General features: G+C 67.9%; 19 protein-coding genes. 7 read left to right on the forward strand and 12 right to left on the reverse strand.

Annotation, left to right across the window (positions count from 1 at the left end; all coding sequences use genetic code 11):
• Positions 1-22 precede the first annotated feature (22 nt).
• The 6 genes from KBY97_RS02145 to hemH all read right to left on the reverse strand — a co-directional run bounded on the left by KBY97_RS02145 (position 23) and on the right by hemH (position 5,705).
• Complete coding sequence (locus tag KBY97_RS02145) at positions 23-1,210, reverse strand: ABC transporter substrate-binding protein (protein ID WP_255145035.1); 1,188 nt, start codon at positions 1,208-1,210, stop codon at positions 23-25.
• A gap of 26 nt (positions 1,211-1,236) precedes the next feature.
• Positions 1,237-1,578: a GIVxVP protein gene (locus tag KBY97_RS14710; RefSeq protein WP_315857129.1), complete on the reverse strand. Its 342-nt coding sequence runs from the start codon at positions 1,576-1,578 to the stop codon at positions 1,237-1,239.
• On the reverse strand, positions 1,578-1,973 hold the full coding sequence (locus KBY97_RS02155; protein ID WP_315857130.1) for a hypothetical protein: 396 nt from the start codon (positions 1,971-1,973) through the stop codon (positions 1,578-1,580). The genes KBY97_RS14710 and KBY97_RS02155 overlap by 1 nt, the downstream gene beginning before the upstream one ends.
• 14 nt (positions 1,974-1,987) lie before the next feature.
• Positions 1,988-3,856 carry a biosynthetic-type acetolactate synthase large subunit gene (gene ilvB, locus KBY97_RS02160; protein WP_399217123.1) on the reverse strand — a complete coding sequence of 623 codons (1,869 nt, stop codon included), beginning with the start codon at positions 3,854-3,856 and terminating at the stop codon, positions 1,988-1,990.
• Between the two features lie 129 nt (positions 3,857-3,985).
• The gene (locus KBY97_RS02165) at positions 3,986-4,549 is read right to left on the reverse strand and encodes a M23 family metallopeptidase (RefSeq protein ID WP_255145036.1); all 564 of its coding nucleotides are present in this window, start codon (positions 4,547-4,549) and stop codon (positions 3,986-3,988) included.
• A complete protein-coding gene (gene hemH, locus KBY97_RS02170) occupies positions 4,530-5,705 on the reverse strand; it encodes a ferrochelatase (RefSeq protein ID WP_255145037.1) in 1,176 nt (391 codons plus the stop codon). The genes KBY97_RS02165 and hemH overlap by 20 nt, the downstream gene beginning before the upstream one ends.
• A gap of 110 nt (positions 5,706-5,815) precedes the next feature.
• On the opposite strand from hemH, the gene KBY97_RS02175 reads away from it, so the two are divergent.
• The 5 genes from KBY97_RS02175 to KBY97_RS02195 all read left to right on the forward strand — a co-directional run bounded on the left by KBY97_RS02175 (position 5,816) and on the right by KBY97_RS02195 (position 10,395).
• Positions 5,816-7,075, forward strand: a complete 1,260-nt coding sequence (locus tag KBY97_RS02175) for a site-specific integrase (RefSeq protein WP_255145038.1) — start codon at positions 5,816-5,818, stop codon at positions 7,073-7,075.
• A 124-nt stretch (positions 7,076-7,199) separates the two neighbouring features.
• A complete protein-coding gene (cobO, locus tag KBY97_RS02180) occupies positions 7,200-7,922 on the forward strand; it encodes a cob(I)yrinic acid a,c-diamide adenosyltransferase (protein WP_255145039.1) in 723 nt (240 codons plus the stop codon).
• Between the two features lie 55 nt (positions 7,923-7,977).
• On the forward strand, positions 7,978-8,691 hold the full coding sequence (pyrH, locus tag KBY97_RS02185) for a UMP kinase (RefSeq protein ID WP_255145041.1): 714 nt from the start codon (positions 7,978-7,980) through the stop codon (positions 8,689-8,691).
• Between the two features lie 25 nt (positions 8,692-8,716).
• A complete protein-coding gene (gene frr, locus KBY97_RS02190) occupies positions 8,717-9,256 on the forward strand; it encodes a ribosome recycling factor (protein WP_255145042.1) in 540 nt (179 codons plus the stop codon).
• Positions 9,253-10,395 (forward strand): NAD(P)/FAD-dependent oxidoreductase, encoded by a 1,143-nt coding sequence (locus KBY97_RS02195; RefSeq protein ID WP_255145044.1) that lies wholly within the window; start codon positions 9,253-9,255, stop codon positions 10,393-10,395. The genes frr and KBY97_RS02195 overlap by 4 nt, the downstream gene beginning before the upstream one ends.
• On the opposite strand, the gene KBY97_RS02200 is transcribed toward KBY97_RS02195, so the two are convergent.
• The 5 genes from KBY97_RS02200 to KBY97_RS02220 form a co-directional block, all read right to left on the reverse strand.
• Positions 10,373-10,756 (reverse strand): Crp/Fnr family transcriptional regulator, encoded by a 384-nt coding sequence (locus KBY97_RS02200; protein WP_255145045.1) that lies wholly within the window; start codon positions 10,754-10,756, stop codon positions 10,373-10,375. The genes KBY97_RS02195 and KBY97_RS02200 overlap by 23 nt on opposite strands.
• Positions 10,757-10,806: 50 nt before the next feature.
• Positions 10,807-11,985, reverse strand: a complete 1,179-nt coding sequence (locus KBY97_RS02205; RefSeq protein ID WP_255145046.1) for a transaldolase — start codon at positions 11,983-11,985, stop codon at positions 10,807-10,809.
• Positions 11,986-12,050: 65 nt separating this feature from the next.
• Positions 12,051-13,955 (reverse strand): peptidoglycan D,D-transpeptidase FtsI family protein, encoded by a 1,905-nt coding sequence (locus KBY97_RS02210; protein WP_399217127.1) that lies wholly within the window; start codon positions 13,953-13,955, stop codon positions 12,051-12,053.
• Between the two features lies 1 nt (position 13,956).
• Positions 13,957-14,367 carry a hypothetical protein gene (locus KBY97_RS02215; RefSeq protein ID WP_255145050.1) on the reverse strand — a complete coding sequence of 137 codons (411 nt, stop codon included), beginning with the start codon at positions 14,365-14,367 and terminating at the stop codon, positions 13,957-13,959.
• Between the two features lie 114 nt (positions 14,368-14,481).
• The gene (locus KBY97_RS02220; protein ID WP_255145052.1) at positions 14,482-15,906 is read right to left on the reverse strand and encodes a CPBP family intramembrane glutamic endopeptidase; all 1,425 of its coding nucleotides are present in this window, start codon (positions 15,904-15,906) and stop codon (positions 14,482-14,484) included.
• 74 nt (positions 15,907-15,980) lie between these two features.
• Here KBY97_RS02220 and KBY97_RS02225 point away from each other — a divergent pair, with 74 nt between their 5' ends.
• Together KBY97_RS02225 and KBY97_RS02230 are read left to right on the forward strand one after the other, a co-directional pair.
• Complete coding sequence (locus tag KBY97_RS02225) at positions 15,981-17,357, forward strand: histidine phosphatase family protein (RefSeq protein ID WP_255145053.1); 1,377 nt, start codon at positions 15,981-15,983, stop codon at positions 17,355-17,357.
• Positions 17,357-18,655, forward strand: a complete 1,299-nt coding sequence (locus tag KBY97_RS02230; RefSeq protein WP_255145054.1) for a dihydroorotase — start codon at positions 17,357-17,359, stop codon at positions 18,653-18,655. The genes KBY97_RS02225 and KBY97_RS02230 overlap by 1 nt, the downstream gene beginning before the upstream one ends.
• Here KBY97_RS02230 and lepB read toward each other — a convergent pair.
• Positions 18,564-19,385 (reverse strand): signal peptidase I, encoded by an 822-nt coding sequence (lepB, locus tag KBY97_RS02235; protein ID WP_261356243.1) that lies wholly within the window; start codon positions 19,383-19,385, stop codon positions 18,564-18,566. The two genes, KBY97_RS02230 and lepB, sit on opposite strands and share 92 nt — an antisense overlap.
• Between the last annotated feature and the right edge of the window lie 101 nt (positions 19,386-19,486).

Genomic DNA, 19,486 nt, shown 5'->3' on the forward strand with positions numbered 1-19,486 from the left:
GACCTCTGCCGATGTCTTGAGCCTAGGAACGGGGGTCGTTTCCAGCTGCAGGCAGGGGAGTCAGTTGCAGTTGCGCGCTCGGTGGGCTGCCCTCACCTAAATCCAGCTGGCTGGCGGCGCCTTTGAGGGCGGTGCGGCCCCCCTGGCGACGGGTTTTGAGCGCAGCGCAGAGCTCCCGGGGTTGTGCCTTGGGGTCAAGCCAGGCCATGTCCCAGGGTTTGGTGTCACCCGGGCGCCGGGCGGCCACGGCGGCCAGCTGGCCGGTGTCGTACCCGGTGGCTTCCACCAGGCTGGGGGCGTAGTTGTAGTGGCGCTGGAAGGTTTCGGCAAAGCGGCTCCAGCCGGGCCCGCGACTGAGCGGATCCACCCCCAATTGGGCGTTGGCCAGCGGCTCCCTGGCCGGAAACGGCCATACGAGGGTGAGGTCGGCCGGCCAGCGCGCCTCCCGCACCGCCATGGCCAGCGGGCTGCTCGGCGTTGTCAGCACCACCAGGGCCTGAGGGCGGAAAAAGTCCACGTCGTCCACCAGGCGGGTGATGGTGCGGGCATCGGGATCGGCGATCTCCTGGCTTCCCTCCTGGTAACCCACCACCCGGCCGCCGTCGCCACTCAGCGAAGCCACGAAGCGGTCGGCCAGGGCAATCTGCTCGCTGCTGCCGTCATGGATCACCAGCACGCGGGAGCGTCTGTCTTCGATCAGGCCTTTGGCGAGGCGATCAGCCTCCAGGCTGCGGGCCGGCAGCACCGGCCAGAGCCGGTCGGCGCCGGTGAGGCTGGGCAGGCCACTCAGGGAGCTGCCCCGCTGCAGCGGCAGCAGCACGGTGAGGCCCAGCTCCTGTGCCAGCAAGCCATACGACACCAGCGACACCGCCGGTGGGGCGATCAGCAAGCCGGGCAGGGGCCTGGCCGTGAGCGCCGCGCGGGGGTCCTGCTCCGGCGGCACCCAGCCCAGCTGCAGGGTGGGCGGCTCCACCCCGCAGGCGCGTGCGTCCGCCATGGCAAGTTCGTAGCCGCGGCGGAAGCCGTCTCCCACCCCCGCCAGTAGCCCCTCGGGTGTCAGCAGCATCAACACATCGCTGCGGACCGGCGCGCTGGCGGCGAGGCTCTGCAGCCCGAACAGGGCAGCCACCACGCCGGTAGCCATCCAGAAGAGGTTGCGGCGAGGGGGTGGTTCAGCACCGGAGCCGGACGCGGATTTCCCGGGGGACATGCGGGCTTCCATTCAGCCGGCGAACACTAGGAGGGTTGGTCTCCACCGCCACCCTTGGCGGCGGTGCCGACAAGCTTGCCTGCGCTGCCACCAGGTGTGCCTGCGCTGCCGCCGTCCATCCCTGCGCCACCGCCAGGCCCCGCCTCGGTGTCCTGCTCTGGTTCGTCCAGCGTTGAGCCTTCGTTCTGGCTCTCGGGCAGCAGCTGGGTGAACAGGCCCGCTGCGACGAGTACGCCGCCCAGGGTGAAGGCCAGGGGGCGGTTGGCGGCGGCGGCACCCTCCATCCAGGTACCCGCGGCAAGAAAGGCACCGCCCAACAGTAGGCTGGGCACCAGCACGATCCCCTTGGCTGTGCGGTTGATGCTCATCAGCCCGCCAAGGCAGCCGGGGCCGGGCAGCCCTGCGGTGCCTCCGTCGCCTCCAGTGGGCTGGCCAGACCGGCCTGTTGCAGCCCCGTGCCCAGGTCGACGCCGCTTGACAGCACGGTGACCCGAGCCAGCAGGGTGCCGTCGGCGAGGCCCAGCGGGCGCAGATTCACGCGCGTGCGCCGCGGCAAGGCATCCCGCAGCCAGGCGGTGGCGGCTGCACCATCGTCAGGGTCGACCTGCACGCATCCCAATCGCACCGGGTAGCTGCGGTTTTGATCGCCCACCTGCAACAAAGTGGCGCCACGCACCTGCAGCACTTCTGCGGCTTCGGCTGGGGCAGGGGCAAGCGTGAACATCAGCATCATCGCCAGCAGGCAGGGCAGGAGACCCCGCAAAACGGCAGGGGAGGTCAGAGTTTCGCCCCGCAGCTGGGGCAGAACAGATGGGCGCTCTCGGTGGTGGCACCGCAGGAGCCGCAGTCGCGGGTGGTGTCGATCGCGAGCTCTGGATGGCTGGGCAGACCCACCATCTGGGCATTGCTGGCGCCTGGAGGAACCATCGGATAGCAGTTCTCGTTGCGCCGCACCCGCACATTCACCACGACCGGGCCGGGATGCGACAAGGCCTCCTGCAGATCCTGATGCAGGCGGTTGCGGTCGGTGATGTCGATGCCGCGCACCCCGAACGCTTCAGCAAGGGCTGAGAAGTTCGGCATGCCGCCGGTCATCTCGGAGGCGGAATAGCGCTCGCCGTAGAAGCTTTCCTGCCATTGGCGCACCATGCCCTGCCAGCCGTTGTTGATGATCACCACCTTCACCGGCAGCGCGTATTGGGAGAGGGTGCCGAGTTCCTGGATGTTCATCAGGATGCTGGCGTCGCCGGCGACGCACACCACCTGGTCCTCGGGGAAGGCCACCTGCACCCCCATGGCGGCCGGCAGGCCGTAGCCCATGGTGCCGAGGCCGCTGCTGCTGATCCAATGGCGCGGTGGGGTGTTCATGAACTGGGCCGCCCACATCTGGTGCTGGCCCACATCGGTGGTGACGAACGCCTCGGGAGTGAGCTGCTGCAGGGCCACCATCACTTCCTGAGGGGCGATTTCACCCACCGGTTCAGGAATCACAAGCGGATAGTGGCGCTTCCAGCTGCGGATGCGCTCCAGCCAGGCTTCGGTGCGGTTGGTGGGCGGCTCGCTGCTGGAGCTGGTCAGCAGGGCATCGAGCGCCAGGCCCACGTCTGCCACGATCGGCACTTCGGGTACCCGGTTCTTGCCCACCTCGGCCGCATCGATGTCGATGTGGATCACCTGGGCCCGGGGGGCGAAGCTGTCCAGCCGGCCGGTGACCCGGTCGTCGAAGCGGGCACCGGCGGCGATCAGCAGATCGCATTCGGTGACGGCGAAATTGGCGTAGGCGGTGCCGTGCATCCCAAGCATGCCCACGGCCAGTGGATTGTGCTCATCGAAAGCACCCTTGCCCATCAATGTGGTGGTGACGGGCAGGGCGAAGCGCTCAGCCAACTGGCGTAAGGCCCCGTGGGCACCGGCGCTGACCGCACCACCACCCACGTAAAGCAGCGGACGGCGCGCCTTGCGGATCAGCTCCAGAGCCTGCTGGATGCGCACCGGATCGGGGGCCACCGGCAGGGCGTAGCCGGCAGGAACCGAGCGGCCGGGCTCCACCGGCACGTAATCGAATTCTTCGAGGCCCACATCCTTGGGCACATCAATCAGCACCGGCCCCGGCCGGCCGGTGGCGGCGATCAAAAAGGCTTCCGCCACGATCCGTCCGATGTCGGCGGGATCGCGCACCACCCAGGAATGCTTCACGATCGGCAGGGTGATGCCGAAGATGTCGGTTTCCTGGAAGGCATCGGTGCCGATCGAAGCGCGGCCCACCTGGCCGGTGATCACCACCATCGGCACCGAATCCATCTGGGCGGTGGCGATGCCGGTGACCAGATTGGTGGCGCCTGGCCCGGAGGTGCCGAAGCACACGCCCACCCGGCCCGTGGCACGGGCATAGGCATCGGCGGCGTGGGTGCCCCCTTGCTCGTGACGCACCAGGATGTGCTTCAGCCAGCCGTGGCTTTCGGCCTGGTGGAGCGCATCGTAGATGGGGAGGATCGCACCCCCTGGATAGCCGAAGATGTGCTCCACACCATGGCGGTGCAGCGCATCCATCAGGGCGTGAGCGCCTGTGACCCTCCCCGGCACGGCCGGCATCGGCCGCAGGGGGGAGGCGGATACAACCGCTGTGGGGACGGTCGTCAGGGTCACGGCAGTCGCTGCGGGCATCACGGTCGCCTCACATTAAGAGGTGCTCCATGGCTGTGAGCTGAACTGTTTCGATTCCCACCGGCGGCCCGCTCCAACCAGCAGTCCGTACCAATCAGGAGCCCAGACCCATCAGCGGCCGCTGCCACCTGCGGCAACGCGGCGGCTGCGCACCATCGCCTGCAGAATTCTCACCGGATCGAGCCATTCGCCCCGATAACGGATTCCCCAATGCAGGTGGGGCCCGGTGGTGCGCCCGGTCATGCCGATGTGGCCGATCAGCTGGCCGCGGGCGACCCGTTGGCCGGGCCCCAGCAGCACCCGCCCGCTCAGATAGCGGCCGCCACTCACCCGCCCGCCGAGATGGCAATAGATGTGGTCGTAGTCGCCGGAGCGGATCACCAGGCCAATGCCGCAGCGGCCATCGTTGATCACATCGCTCACCACGCCTCCCCACCAGCTGCGGATCGGAGACCCCAGCGGCGCGGCGATGTCGAGGCCGGAATGCTGCTCCCGGCCGCCCCCGGGGCCGACGCGAAAACCGAAGTGGCTCGTATATCCGGCGAAATTCACCACCGGAAACACACCCAGGCGCCAGAGCTGATTGGCCGCCTGAACCGGTGCGACCGTGGCCGGGCTGAGCAGCAGGGCCAGGCCCAGCGCCGTCAACCGGCGTTTAGAGGAGCCCGATCGCATGCAGAGGGCCCTTGCCGCTCAACAATTCCAGCAGAAAAGCGGAGAAGCCCAGCATGGCCAGCCGTCCGTTCCACACCTCCGAGCTGTTGTTCCAGCCCCACACCCACTTCTCCTGGGGATAGAGCTTCACGGTGGTGGGCAGGCTGGCCGCCTGGTCAAGGTTCACCTCTGGCCCGGCCATGGCCAGTTGCACCAGATCGGCCAGGCCGCGGATGAAGGTGGGGTAGGTGTCGAGGGCCGGCACGCGCCGGAAGGTGGTGATACCGGCTTCGGTGGCAATCTCCCGGTATTCGATATCGATTTCCTCGAGCGTTTCGATGTGTTCGCTCACGAAGCTGATCGGCACCACCACCAGCTCCTTGACCCCTTGCTCACCCAGCTCCACCAGCGCTTCATCGGTGTAGGGCTGCAGCCATTCCACCGGCCCCACCCGGCTCTGATACGCGAGGGTGAAGGGGTTGCCATGGCCGAGCTGACGGCTCAGTTCGGCCATGATCAGATCGGTGCAGGCCTCGATGTGCTGCTGATAGGGATCCCCGGCTTCTTCCACGTAGCTCTTGGGCACGCCGTGGGCACTGAAGAAGATGCGGGCGGTGGTGGGGTCGTTACATTCCTGCACCTCTCGGGCGATGAGCTCCGCCATCGCCTGCACATAGCCGGGGTGGTCGTACCAGCTGCGGATGCAGCGGATGGGCAGGCGGCTGAAGGCGGGATCGGCCTGACGCAGCCGCTGCAACTCGCGGAAGCTGGAGCCACTGGTGCTGATCGAGAAGTGGGGGTAGAGCGGCAACACCACCACCTCATCCACCGCATCGGCCTTGATGTCGGCGACGGCGGATTCGGTGAACGGGTGCCAGTAGCGCATGGCCACGTAGGTGGTGGCCTGCACCTGGCGCTGGCGCAGCTCGCTCTGCAGCTCCCGTGCCTGCTGGTCGGTGATGCGCCGCAAGGGGGACCCGCCGCCGATCGAGCGATAGGCCTCCTGGGATTTGCCGCTGCGCAGGGTGCTGATCAGCCAGGCCAGCGGCTTCTGCAGCGCCGGAATCGGCAGCCGGATGATTTCCGGGTCTGAAAACAGGTTGTAAAGAAAAGGCCCGACATCCTCGATCCGCTCGGGACCGCCGAGGTTCAGCAGCAACACGCCGACCCTGGCCATGCCAGATCATTCCGTCAGGTCAGCCGAGCGTAACGCTGCCCCCCCGTCGCTGCTCACCGCCAGCTGGCGTGGCGCCTGTCGCGCCGATACCCTCGGCTGCAGCCTCAGGAATGGCAACGGAGGTGGTCGAACAAGAGGCGAACACTGCAGCAGCCGGTGCCACGGGCCTGGCAGGCCTCGACGCCGAACTGCAGCGCGGCAACGCCCAACTGGCCGAAGCCGGTGTCGCCCTGCGTCTGGAGCGCCGCGGCCTGCGCCTTGGTCTGCGCGGTCCGTTGCCCTGCCGGCGCGGCAGTGGCCGCTTCCGTGTGCAACGGCTCAGCCTCGGGCTGCCTGCCAGTGACGAGGGTCTGCGCCAGGCCCGCCGTGAACTGCGCCGCGTGCAGCAGGAGCTCCAGCAGCAGCGCTTCGCCTGGCCGTCCGTGCCGCAGGCGCCAATGCCGGCGGCCGGGCGCTCCGCCGCCGCCCGCTCCGCCGGCGGCGTCGCTGTCACCCGTGCGGCTGCCACCGCGCTCGATGCGGCGCTGGAGCGTTTCGAGCGCCAGTTCTTCGAGGACCCCCGCCGGAGTCGCAACCCGGCCGGCACCCGCACCACCTGGACGGCGGCCTATCTGCCCTATGTGCGGCGCCTGTCAGCCCGCGCCGTGGCTGCTCGCCTCGATGCGCCGTTGCTGCTGCAGGTGCTGGAGAGCTACCCCGCCGCCAGCCGTAGCCGGCAGCAGTGCGGCACTGCCCTGGCGGCCCTGGCCAAAACGGTGGCGATCGATCTGCCCGCCGACTGGAGTGCCCGGGCCGGTGGCTACGGCCTGCACCGGGCCCAGTTCCGCCAGTTGCCGAGCGATGGCCAGGTGGAGCAGCTGGTGGAGCGGATCCCCAACCCCGGCTGGCGCCTGGCCTATGGCCTGATGGCCACCTACGGCCTGCGCAACCACGAGGTGTTCTTCGCCGATCTCAGCGCCCTGCTGCCGGGCGGCGACCGGGTGATCCGGGTGCTTCCCACCAGCAAGACGGGTGAGCACCAGGTGTGGCCGTTTCAGCCCGACTGGGTGGAGCGCTTTGAGCTGCCGCGCCTCGCCCTGGAGGCGGGGTCCCTGCCTCCGGTCTGCACCGATCTGCGCACCACCACGCTGCAGCAGGTGGGCCGGCGGGTGGCGGAGCAGTTCCGTCGCTACGAGCTGCCGATCACCCCCTATGACCTGCGCCATGCCTGGGCCGTACGCACGATCCACATCGGCCTGCCCGACACGGTGGCCGCCCGGATGATGGGCCACTCGGTGTCGATTCACACGCGCACTTATCACCACTGGATCACGCGGCGCGATCAGCAGCAGGCCGTGGACGCCGCCCTTTCCCGCCAACGTGCCGGTTGAGTCGGGCAGGATGCGGCCTGGGCCTTCTGTTTCTTGGCGCAGCCCTTCGCTGCCCGGCCGAAACCCGTTGGCCTGAAACCGCTTTGCCTGAAACCATCGTGCCTGAATCCCCTTGCCTGACCCCATGACCACCGCCAGCAACGATCTGTCGGCCACCCCCACGTCTCCTACTGCCCCAGTCCCCAATGCCAACGCGCTGGATCAGGAGGCGGCTCGCCTGGGTCCCGGAGGAGCACTGGCGCCGGAGGCCGATGGAGAGGCCTACCGCCGCCGCATGCAGCGGCGTCAGGAGGTGCAGCGCCAGCGGGTGGGGGAACGCAACCTGGAGAAGGGCCTGGTGTTGGTGTTCACCGGCGACGGCAAGGGCAAAACCACCGCAGCGCTGGGACTGGTGTTGCGCACCCTGGGGCACGGCGAGCAGGTGGCCGTGGTGCAGTTCATCAAGGGCGGCTGGCAGCCGGGCGAAGCCCGCGCCCTGGAAATGTTTGGCGAAGCCCTGCACTGGCACGCCCTGGGGGAGGGATTCACCTGGGAAACCCAGGACCGGGAGCGTGACCGCGAGCTGGTGCAGCAGGCCTGGCAGACCTCGCTCACCTATCTCGAAGACCCAGGCCGCAAACTCGTGGTGCTCGATGAGGTGAACGTGGCGCTCAAGCTGGGCTATCTCGCCGTTGAGCAGGTGCTGGATGGCCTGGAGCGGAGGCCGCCGCTCACCCACGTGGCGCTCACCGGGCGCGGGGCGCCACCGGCACTGGTCGAACGGGCGGATCTGGTCACGGAGATGCGCCTGGTGCGCCACCCCTTCCGGGAGCAGGGCGTGAAAGCGCAGGCCGGCATCGAGTTCTAACGACCGCCGTGCTTGCTACTGTTCGGCCGTCCGCAGTGGCCGAGCGCTCAGAACGATGGCATTCAAGCGCGTCCTGCTCAAACTCAGCGGGGAAGCGCTGATGGGGGAGTTGGGCTATGGCATCGATCCCGCCATTGTCCAGTCAATTGCCACGGATGTGGCAGCGGTTGTCGCCTCTGGCACCGAGCTGGCGATCGTGGTGGGGGGCGGCAATATTTTCAGGGGCCTGAAGGGTTCCTCGGCGGGCATGGACCGTGCCACCGCCGACTACGTCGGCATGCTGGCCACCGTGATGAACGCCATCACCCTGCAGGACGCCCTTGAGCGGGCCGGCGTGCCCACCCGCGTGCAGACAGCAATCGGCATGCAGGAAGTGGCCGAGCCCTACATCCGCCGCCGGGCGATCCGTCACCTGGAGAAAGGCCGGGTGGTGGTGTTCGGCGCCGGCTGTGGCAACCCCTTCTTCACCACCGACACCACCGCTGCCCTGCGGGCGGCCGAGATCAACGCCGATGTGGTCTTCAAGGCCACCAAGGTGGATGGGGTTTACGACAAGGATCCCGCCCACTATCCGGATGCGGTTCGCTACGAGAGCCTCACCTTTCAGGATGTGCTGAGCGGCGAACTGGCCGTGATGGACAGCACCGCCATCGCCCTGTGCAAAGACAACGCCATCCCGATCGTGGTGTTCGACCTCTTCGGTGCCGGCAACATCGGGCGCGCCGTGGCGGGTGAACCGATCGGCACCCGCATCACCCCGGCCCGCTGAGCCCTTCCCCTCGCCCCACCCCGTCATGGAACTCGAAGCCAGCATGCGCAAGTCGGTGGAGTCCACCCAGCGCACCTTCAACACGATCCGCACCGGCCGGGCCAACCCCTCCCTGCTCGACAAGCTCACTGTTGAGTACTACGGGGCAGACACCCCCCTGCGTTCCCTCGCCACCATCTCCACCCCCGACTCCCAGACGATCCAGATCCAGCCCTTCGATTCCGGTTCAATGGGATTGATCGAGAAGGCGATCTCCATGAGTGATCTCGGCCTCACCCCAAACAACGACGGCAAGGTGATCCGCATCAACATCCCGCCGCTCACAGAAGAGCGCCGCAAGGATTTCTGCAAGCTGGCCTCCCGTTATGCCGAAGAAGGCAAGGTGGCCCTGCGCAACATCCGCCGCGACGCGATCGAGAAGCTCAAGAAGCAGGAGAAGGACGGGGAGCTTTCCGAGGACCAGAGCCGCGATCAACAGGACAACGTGCAGAAGCTCACCGACCGCTTCATTGCGGAGCTTGAGAAGCACCTGACGGAGAAGGAAGCCGACATCCTCCGGGTGTGAGTCCCCTTGACGCCGATGTGATCGTCGTCGGCAGTGGTGCTGCCGGGGCGGCCTGTGCGTTCCACCTGGCCGCCAGGGGTTGGCGGGTGACGTTGCTCGAGGCGGCGTCGATGCCGCGCCCCAAGCCCTGCGGCGGCGGCATGGCGGCCTCGGTGCAGCGCTGGTTTCCCTTCGATCTTGCGCCTGCCGTGGATCGGGTGATCACGCGGGTGCGCTTCACCTGGTGCCTGGAGGATCCAGTGCTGGCGGAGCTGCCCGGGGCGTCACCGTTCTGGATTGTGCGCCGCTCCGTGCTCGATGCCTTCCTGGCCCAGCAGGCCGTGGGGGCGGGCGCCGATCTGCTGGCTGCCACGGCCGTCAGCGCCATCGTGCGGCAGGGCGAGCATTGGCAGGTGCAGCTGGAGCGGGGCGGCGCCCTGCAGGCCAGGGCCGTGGTGATCGCCGATGGCGCTTGCTCGCGCCTCGCCGCTCCGCTGGGGCTGGGCTCTCCGCGCCCCCGCTATGCCGCTGCCCTCTCGGTGGAGCTGGACGGTGCTGCGCTGGAGCCTGATACCGCCCGCTTCGAATTCGGCCTGGTGCGCCACGGCTTCTGCTGGGCGTTTCCCCGCGAGGGGGGCGTGAGCGTGGGGGTGGGCACCTTCCTGGGCCGGGAACTGGCCGATGGTGAGGCCGCCCTGGCCCAGCTGCTGCCCAGCCTCGGCTTTGATGCCGCCAGCGGCGTGCGGCGCCATTGGCCGCTGCGGGTGTGGGATGGCCACCACCGGCTGCATGGCGATGGCCTGGCGGTGGTGGGCGACGCCGCCTCCCTCTGCGATCCGTTTCTGGCGGAAGGGTTGCGGCCGGCGTTGCTGAGTGCCACCCGCGCGGCGGCAGGGATTGATGGCTGGCTGTCGGGCGACAGCAAGGCCCTGGCCGCCTACAGCGACACGCTGCGGAAGGAATGGGGCAGCTCAATGGCCTGGGGGCGCCGCATCGCCCAGGTGTTCTACCGGGTGCCCCGGGTGGGCTATCAGCTGGGCATCAAACGCCCCACAGCTCCGCAGCGCATTGCCCAGATCCTCTCGGGGGAAATGGGCTACGGCGACATCGCCCAGCGGGTGATCCGCCGGCTGCTGTTCAGTGGCGCAGCGAATCCTTGATGCGGCGCAGCCGCTCGTCGATCGAGCCGAGCAGCTCAATGGCGAACATGGGCGCTTCCTGCACGGCGAAGAGGAACTTCTCGCGGTTCATCACCAGGATGCGGCAGTCGTTCAGGGCCGTGGCGTTGCCGTAGCGGTGGTGATCGCCGGTGACCAGGGCGCCGGCACCAAACACATCGCCCGCCTGGATCTCCTCATGGGCGGCATCGCCGTTCCAGCTCAGCTGAACCACGCCCTCCAGCAGACCGAACATGCAGTCGCCAGATTCACCGGCACTGAAGATGCGCTCGCCGGCGGCAAAGGTGCGCACTTCTCCTTCGGAGGCGAGGGCACGCATCGTGTCGAGGGCGTGAACGGTCATGGCCGAAGGGCAACTGATCCCAGTGTGAGGCCTTGAGGTTAAGGGCTTCTTCAGCCGGCGGCGGCGGAGAGCGCCAGGGGTGCGCCCAGGCCACCACGGACGTCTTCGGGGGCCAGGCGGCCGTCATGGTCGGTGTCGAGCGCATCAAACACAGCGTCGCTGCCGAGCCATTCCTCGCGGGTGATGCAGCCGTCGCCATCCATGTCGTTGAGCAGGAAGATCTCCTGGGCGGCATGGGCGAAGGCGGCTTCTCCCTCCAGCTCCGCCAGGCGGTGGGCCAGCTGAGCTTCCAGCGTTTCGATCGCCTTGCAGAAGCCGCTGATGCCTTCCTCCAGCTTCTCGCTGGCCATGCGATCGGCGGCCATGCGGGCCTCGAATCCGGGGTGATCGAGGTGAAGCAAGGCTTCGGAGGCGGCCGGCGCTTCTGCATCAAGCTTGCGCACCAGTTCGCCCTGCCGCTGCCGCAGCTGGTCGAGCAACTTGGGTGAGATCGTGAGCAGGTCGCAGCCGGCGAGTTCGATGATCTCTTCGATGTTGCGGAAGCTGGCTCCCATCACCTCGGTTTTATAGCCGTGGGTCTTGTAGTAGTTGAAGATGCTGGTGACTGAGATCACACCAGGATCTTCAGAGCCCGGGTAGTGATCGCGGCCGGTGTCCTGCTTATACCAATCGAGGATGCGGCCCACGAAGGGGGAGATCAAGGTGACCCCGGCCTCGGCACAGGCCACGGCCTGGGTGAAGCTGAACAGCAGGGTGAGGTTGCAGTGGATGCCTTCCTTCTCCAGTTCCTCGGCGGCCTTGATGCCGTCCCAGGTGGAGGCGATCTTGATCAGCACCCGCTCGCGGCCGATGCCGGCCTCCTCATAGAGGCCGATCAACTTGCGGGCCTTGGTCACTGTGGCGGCGGTGTCAAAGCTGAGCCGCGCATCCACCTCAGTGGACACCCTGCCGGGAACGATGCGCAGGATCTCCTTGCCGAAGGTGACGCAGATTTCATCGAGCGCTTCAAGCACCACCGCCTCGGCCGGTGCGTCGGGGCCGATCACCTGGCGGGAGGCTTGCAGGGATTCGTCGATCAGGCCCTGGTACAGGGGGATCTGGGCCGCCGCGAGGATCAGGGACGGGTTGGTGGTGGCGTCCCTTGGGGTGAACTGCTTGATGGCTTCCAACTCTCCCGTGTCCGCCACCACCACGGTCATGGCGGCGAGTTGATCGAGCAGGTTGGCCATGGCTGCACACACGGGCGTGGAATCTCAAGCTACTGAGCGATTTTGCGGCCCACTCCTGCCCGTGCTCAACCCCGCACCGTTGCGGCCGCTTGGGGCCGGCTGCCGTTGTCACCGCTCGCCCTTGCAGCGCCTGTCGCCGCAGGGGGTTTGCCGGTCGGTTGGCTGGGGGCCACCTTTTCGAGCACCAACAGCGCTTCGATGATCTGCCGGGCCACCGGCACCGCCACGGTGGAGCCATAGGCATTGGCCCCCTGGGGCTCATCCACCACCACGAGCACCACGTAGCGAGGGTCGTCGATCGGCAGGGTGGCCACGAAGCTGCAGATGCGGGCGCCGGCGATGTACACCCCGTTGAGGGCTTTCTGGGCCGTGCCCGTTTTGCCGCCGATTCGGTGACCTTCCATCTTCACGCCAGGGTCACTGCCGTGCTTCACCACCGATTCCATCCAGGCCAGCACCTGCTTGGTGACGGCTGGATCGAGCACCGGCAGGCCCTGGGCAGGCGGTGCGGCGGCGGCCAGGCCTTCGCCGGAGCGCAGGCCGCGGGTGATGTGGGGGCTCACCAGCCGGCCGCCGTTGGCGATCATGGCGTGGAGCTGGAGCAGCTTCAGCGGAGTGAGCGAGAAGCCTTGGCCGAAGGCGGCGGTGGCCGGCTCGATCGGTTGAGAGGTGAAGATCTCGCGGCTCTTGAGCTGGCCGGCAACGGCGCCCGGCAGGTCAGTGTCCGGCATCGTGTCGATGCCGATTGTTCGCAGCCACTCCCAGAACTGGGCCGGCTTCACCTGCCGCATCGCCAGCACCATGCCCACGTTGCTGGACACCTGCAGGACGGTGGGGAAATCGATCAGCCCGTTGCCCTTGCGGTCGTGGTTGAAAATCGGCCAGCCGCCGATCGTGAGTTGGCCGCCATCGCTCACTTTCCCATCGGCCTGAATGGCTTTTTCCTGCAGGGCGATCGCCAGGTTGATTGGCTTGAAGGTGGAGCCGGGTTCGTAGAGGTCCTGCACCGACCATTCCCGGAACAGGGACGGGGCGAAGCTCCAGAAGCGGTTGGGGTCGTAGCTGGGGGCGGAAGCCAGGGCCAGCAGCTCGCCGTTGCGCACGTCCATCACCATGGCGGCGCCGCGTTTTGCCTTCCACTGCTTCATCTGTTTGACCAGGGCTTGCTGGGCCACCTGCTGCAGCCTGGCGTCGAGGGTGAGCTGCAGCCGCAGGTCGTCGCTGTAGAGGGCACCCGCCTGGATGCCGTCAGGCAGAGGCGTGCCATCGGCGCCGCGCCGCATCGTGCGCATCCCCTCGTGACGGCGGAGTTCTTTGTCCCGGCTCTGCTCCAGGCCAGCTTGGGCCACCCGCTCGAGGTTCAAGAATCCGACCACGTTGGCGAACAGCTGCCCCTGGGGGTAGATGCGCTGTGGGTAGGCCTCCAGATCAAGGCCGCTGATGCCGAGCTCACGCACGCGACGGGCGGTTTCCGGATCCAGCTCGGTGGCCAGTTTCACACCGGAGCGCCGTGGCCCCATGCTTTGAACGAGCGCGGTTTCCGGCATCACCAGCACCGACGACAGCCTCTGGGCCACATCGGTGGGGGTGCGCACCAGTTGGGGGTCATCGCCCGGAAAATTGAAAAAACGCGGATGGGCCCAGAGGGTGAAGCGCTCTTCATCGAGGGCCACCAGCCGCCCCTGGCGATCCACGATCGGCCGGCGCCGGCCGATCGGCTTGACTTGCTGGGTCTGAATGGCGCGGGCCCTCGACTGCAGCCGATCACCTTCTTTGACCTGCAGCCAGGCTAGGCGCACGGACAGCCCGATCAAGCCTGCAGCGAGCAGCAGGTAGACAGCCAGGAGCCGGCCTGCGGGCACCGACTGCAAAGCGATCACCCGCCGATTGGGGCGCTTGCGGGCATTGGGTTCCTGCCGTCGTTCAGGCGCAGACGGCTCGGAACCGGACCATCCCCTCGTTCGCACCACCTCAGTAACCAGGACGAACGGTGCGTTGGCTGACGTCGAGCATGGTGGCGTTCACCTGGCCGAGCAGCGGAAGCTCCGCTGGCGTTTTGCCCTGATCAGCTGGAGATGGCATGTAGATGAGCTGGCGAATACTCGTGGGGATCAACTGGCCCGGACGGCGGGCCGCGGCCAGATGATGGCGCTCCAGCTGGGCCACCGACTCCTGGAGACGGTGCTCCAGCACCTGCGACGACTCCAACTGGTGATAACTGCTCGTCCACTGGGTTTGCCAATGGACGGTGAGGGCCGCCAGGCCAATCATTGAGCCCCCGCAGGCAATCAAAAGGCCATCGGCGGCCTTGTGGAGCGCCGCCAGCACGGGTGCCTGGCGCGCCACCTTCCGCGAGGACAGCGACCCCTGGATGAGAGCCAAGGATCGCCGTCGTGGCGATGTCGCTGGTGCTGGTGCGACTGAAGGGACAGCGACCACTGAAATCTGTCTCGATCCGCCAGTGAACCATGCGTGCGCAGCCGCAGCAAGGCGAGGTCAGCTTCCCAGGAGCAGCAAGTTGGTGAAGGTGAAGCCGTTCCAGAAGGAATGCAGCCAAACGCTGGCGCTGAGCCGGCCGCTGCTGAGCCGCAGCCAGCCCAGGGCCAGGCCCAGCACGAACAGGGCGGGAAGCTCTCCAAGGCTCAGGTGCGCCACCGCGAAGATGGCGGCGCTGATCACCACACCCCAGCTGGCCCCCAGGTCGCGGGCCACCACCGGCAGCAACACGCCACGAAAAATCACCTCTTCAAACAGGGGTGCCAACACGACGGCGGTGAAGGCGAAACAGAGCAGACCAAGGCTGCTCCGGTTGTTCAGCACCATCTCCAGCAGTGGATTACTGCCGCCGGGGTCCGGCCAGATCTGCTGCTGCAGCCAGCCGGCGAAGCTCACCAGCGGCAGCACCATCAGCAAATACTGAAACGATCTCCCCAACGTGGGTGCCAGGGGGCGCCAGCGAAACTGCAGCCAGCCGCCCTCGGGGCCGGCCTTGGGCAGCATCACCAACAGGATCGCCAGCGGAGCAGCCATCAGGCCGAGGTAGAGCGCCACCACGGTGAGCCCCTTTGCCAGGGAGGGTTCGAGTTGCAGCCCATCGAGCAACTGCTTCAGCACCGGGCTCACCAGCACCGGCGTGAGCACTTCGCCCAGCAGCACGAAGCCGCCCGAGATCAGCAGGATCAGATCCACGGTCCCAAGCGTCGGGCCCACCAACGGTGGCAGTGGGCTGGGCTTGGATCTCAGGCGCAGCCAGCCCTCGCGCAGCAGCAGGGCCAGGCCCGCCAGCAAGGCCAGAGCCGGCAGGGCGTTCGCCGCCAGCAGCTGGGCCTTGGCACGGCTCTCGTCCGCTGGCAAGGCGCAGCGGGCCACCGATCCCCCCAGTGCCTGGCAGGCAAGCCGCCTTTGGAGCGGGTTCTGCAGCGGCAGGGCCGTGGCCACCGGGTCATCACCAGCTGATGCCGTGCCCGATAGCAGCCGCCTGATCAGGGTTGTCTGACTCGGATCGGTGCCGTCGTCGAGGCGCTCCAGCAAAGGGCGGGATTGAGCGGCGGAACCGGTGCGGATCAGCAGCAGTGCCCGGGTCAGAAGGGCTGAGCGCTGCTGGGCGCGGGCAAGGTCAGGGTCCTCGTCGTCTTCGCTGCTGGCTGGAAGAGGCGGCAGCAGGGCCTGGCGTTGCAGTTCCGCCAGCAACGCGGCTTCGGGCTCCTGCCCCACCACGGCTGCCCGCCAGCTGGGAGGCAGTTGCGGCGCTGCCAGCGCCGCAAGTTCCAGCTGGCGGCGCCCCAGATCGTTGCCCACCGAGGGGCGGTTGAGGCTGTCCACCAGGCCATTGACCCAGAGCAGCAGGCTCAGGGCCAGGCTGACGAAGGCCAGCGCCGTCTTCCAGGGGGGGATGCGTGGCCTCGGGCCTGCCGTTGTCACAACACGTCCCGTCTTTGCATCGATTGTGCCCTGAAGCCCTCCCATACGATGGCCTCGCTTGCGGCCCCATCCCTGTGCCCCTCCGGCTTCTTCTGGTCCGTCACGGGCTGAGCAGCTTCAACATTGAACATCGGGTGCAAGGGCGCGACGACCTTTCCGCCCTTACCGCTGAAGGCGTACAGCAGGCCACCGCTACGGGCGAGGCCCTGCGCGGGCTGGAGATCACTGCCGCCTATACCTCGCCGCTCAGCCGCGCCAGCGCCACCGCCGCCGCCCTGTTACAGGCCCATGGTGGAGGACAGAGCGCCGAGGCGGATAACGGTCTGCTGGAGGTGGATCTGGGCCCCTGGAGCGGCCTGCTGAGCCGCGAGATCCGCGACCGTTTCCCCGCTGGCTACGCGCTTTGGCGCCAGGCCCCCCACACCCTCGAGCTCAGCCGCCACGGCCAGCCGTACCGGCCGGTGCCCGAGCTGTTGGAGCAGGCCGCCCATTTTCTCGACCGCCTGCTGGAGCGCCATCTGCCGCTGGTCGACCCCGCCGCGGCTCAGGCGCCGGCCGATCCGCCCATCACTGTGCTGGTGGTGGCGCATAACGCCATCCTCCGCTGCCTGCTGCTGGCGGCACTCGGCCTGCCTGCCAGTGGCTTTCAACGGCTGCGCGTCGACAACGCCTCCCTTTCGGTGCTGAATCTGCGCCGGCGCCCCGATCGCAGCGTGGAGGTGCAGATCGAATCACTCAATGGCACCGCCCACCTGGGTGTGCCGGTGCCGCCGAAGGGAGAGGGGCCCCGCCTGCTGCTGGTGCGCCACGGCGAAACCGATTGGAACCGCCAGGGCCGCTTCCAGGGGCAGATCGACATTCCGCTCAACGGCAATGGCCGTGAGCAGGCGGCCGCCGCCGGTCGCTTCCTTGCTGACCTACCGCTTCAACGGGCCTACAGCAGTGCCATGGCCCGCCCACGGCAGACGGCCGAGGCCATCCTGGCGCTGCACCCCGGTGTGCCGCTCACCAGCCTGCAGGGCCTGGTGGAGATCGGTCATGGCCAGTGGGAGGGCCGGCTGGAGGAGGAGATCGAGGCCGGCTGGCCCCAGCTGCTGGCCGACTGGAAACGGGCTCCCCAGAGCGTGCAGATGCCCGATGGCGAAAATCTCCAGCAGGTCTGGGATCGCTCGCTCGACACCTGGGAGCGGATCGCCCGCAGCCTTGATGACGGCGAGACCGCCCTCGTGGTGGCGCACGACGCGGTGAACAAAACGCTGCTCTGCGCCCTGCTCGGGCTCAGCCCCGCCGACATCTGGATGGTGAAGCAGGGCAACGGCGGTGTCACCGTGATCGACTACCCCGCCCGGCAGGCCAGCGGCCCCGTTTCTGCCTGGCCGGTGGTGTCCAGTCTCAACCTCACCAGCCACCTCGGTGGTGTGATCGACCACACGGCCGCCGGCGCGCTCTGATGGTGGCTCGCTTCCTGTCGCAGGTGCAGGTGCTGGCCGGCCCGGATCAGCCCCTGCGCCATCGCGACGTGCTGCTGGAGGGCGGCGTGCTGATCGGGTTCGATCAGCACGCCGCCAACGAGGCCCAGCGCCGCGGGCTGGTGTCCCTGGCCGCCCACGACTGGCTGTTGGCCCCGGCGTTGGTGGATCCCCACAGCACCCTGGAGGAACCCTTCTCTGGCCGGGCGGAAACCCTGGCCAGCCTTGTGGCCTCTGCGGCTGCGGCGGGCTACGGCACGGTGGCCCTCGTGCCCCGGGCCGCCAGCTGGCGCGACCGCCCGGAGCTCCTGCAGTTGCAGGCCCCGGCCCCCTTCGCTTTGCCGCTCTGGGGAGCATTTAGCCGTGGCGGACGCGGCCAGGAGCTTGCGCCCCATGGCGATCTGGCGGTGGCCGGTGCCATCGGCCTGGCGGAAGACGGCTCCTTGCCGCCCCTGGCATTGCTGGAGCGAGGGTTACGGCTGTCGGAGGCGGGGGAATTGCCCGTGTTGCTGGCACCCCGCGACCCTGCCCTCACCCTGGGCGGCTTCGTGCGGGAGAGCGTGGAGGCGCTGCGGGCCGGATGGCCCCTTGATCCCGTGCTCAGCGAAACGCTGCCGTTGCAGACCCTGTTGCAGCTGGCCCGCAGCCTGCCCGATGCCCCATTGCGGCTGGCGAACCTCTCCACGGCTGCGGGGGTGAAGTTGTTGCGCAGCTCCGGGCTGTCGTTGCAGGTGAGTGTCTGCTGGTGGCACCTGGTGGCTGATAGCGGCTGCCTTGATCCGCTGGCCGAAGGCTGGCGCCTCGAACCCTCGCTGGGCAGCCCGCAGGATCGCCACGCCTTGATTGAGGCCCTGGCCGATGGGGTGCTCACTGCCGTGGCGGTGCATCACCTGCCGCTTGATGCGGAGGAGCGTCTGCTGCCGCTTGATCAGCGTCGCCCAGGACTGGCCGGCCATCGCCAGGTGCTGCCGGCTTTATGGCAGGAGCTGGTGGTCCGACGGGGCTGGTCCCCAGCCCTGTTGTGGGAGCGGCTGTGCTGGGGACCCAACCGCTTGCTTGGGCTGGCCGCCGACACACTGGAGCCGGGTTCACGGCGTTGGCTGTTATTTGATCCTGCCGCCCGCTGGCAGGCCAGCGGCGATGCCTATGCATCAATGGCGGCCAACCAGCCCTTTGCAGGCGAATTGGTCACGGGGCAGGTGTTGGCGACGGGGTTGCTGCCGGAGCTTTGGCGGGGGCCGTTGGATCGACTGCTAGACGGCGCGGGGCCCCTGGCCTGATCGTGTCTCCCTCCCCCAGCTCTCCCATGCGGCCCGGGGGCCAGAAGCGATAGAACGCTCTGCCGATGATCTCTTTCTGGGGGAGAAAGGGGGAGCCCGGCCAGAAGCGACCATCCCAGCTGTTGGCGCGGTTGTCGCCCAGCACGAGCACCGATCCAGCTGGAACCACGGCGTTGAGCGTGCGGCAGGGGCCAGCTCCCTGGCTGTCGACCGGGCAATAACTCTCGACGTAAGGCTCCATGAGCACGGTGCCATTGATGGTGATCCGTCCACGGGGATCGACAACCACGCGCTCACCGGGCAGGGCCACGACCCGTTTGATGTAGGCATCGCAGGCCGGGGCCTGCAGACCGGGCAGGGTGCCCACCAAGGGAATGTTCACCAGCAAGCAGCGCCACGGGCTGCCGCTGCGCTCTTGGCGCAAGGCAGGATCAAAATGGAAGGGGGAATTGAAGACCAGGATTTCGCCGCGGCGCGGCTGCCGGCTCCGCAGAGAGAGCTTCTCCACCAGCAGGCGGTCGTTGATCTCCAGCCCTGGCAGCATCGATCCGGAGGGGATAAAACGCGCTTCCATCAGGAACTGACGGATCCCCAGCGCCACCGCCAGGGTGATGAGCACGCTGCGCCAGAAGGCCCAGGCGCTCTCCGGCTCGCTGCCTGGGGGGCGCGGGGAAGGCTGCTCAGGGTTCGCGGACGTTTCTGGCGGCCTTGGCAGATCCTCAGTGGTCAAGGGAGTTCCGGTAGCGGATGGGAGCGCCGCGAGGGCGACAGAGCCGACGTGAAACCATAGACGCCCAGAGATGTCCCCTCCCGTTCCTACCCTGACGGGAC

Source organism: Synechococcus sp. ATX 2A4, from assembly GCF_024346375.1.
Lineage (GTDB): Bacteria > Cyanobacteriota > Cyanobacteriia > PCC-6307 > Cyanobiaceae > MW101C3.

Coding starts and splice junctions, on each gene's coding strand:
- KBY97_RS02145 (WP_255145035.1), bottom strand. CDS start 1,210: ATGTCCCCCGGGAAATCCGCGTCCGGCTCCGGTGCTGAACCACCCCCT.
- KBY97_RS14710 (WP_315857129.1), bottom strand. CDS start 1,578: ATGAGCATCAACCGCACAGCCAAGGGGATCGTGCTGGTGCCCAGCCTA.
- KBY97_RS02165 (WP_255145036.1), bottom strand. CDS start 4,549: ATGCGATCGGGCTCCTCTAAACGCCGGTTGACGGCGCTGGGCCTGGCC.
- hemH (WP_255145037.1), bottom strand. CDS start 5,705: ATGGCCAGGGTCGGCGTGTTGCTGCTGAACCTCGGCGGTCCCGAGCGG.
- KBY97_RS02175 (WP_255145038.1), top strand. CDS start 5,816: ATGGCAACGGAGGTGGTCGAACAAGAGGCGAACACTGCAGCAGCCGGT.
- cobO (WP_255145039.1), top strand. CDS start 7,200: ATGACCACCGCCAGCAACGATCTGTCGGCCACCCCCACGTCTCCTACT.
- pyrH (WP_255145041.1), top strand. CDS start 7,978: ATGGCATTCAAGCGCGTCCTGCTCAAACTCAGCGGGGAAGCGCTGATG.
- frr (WP_255145042.1), top strand. CDS start 8,717: ATGGAACTCGAAGCCAGCATGCGCAAGTCGGTGGAGTCCACCCAGCGC.
- KBY97_RS02200 (WP_255145045.1), bottom strand. CDS start 10,756: ATGACCGTTCACGCCCTCGACACGATGCGTGCCCTCGCCTCCGAAGGA.
- KBY97_RS02205 (WP_255145046.1), bottom strand. CDS start 11,985: ATGGCCAACCTGCTCGATCAACTCGCCGCCATGACCGTGGTGGTGGCG.
- KBY97_RS02230 (WP_255145054.1), top strand. CDS start 17,357: ATGGTGGCTCGCTTCCTGTCGCAGGTGCAGGTGCTGGCCGGCCCGGAT.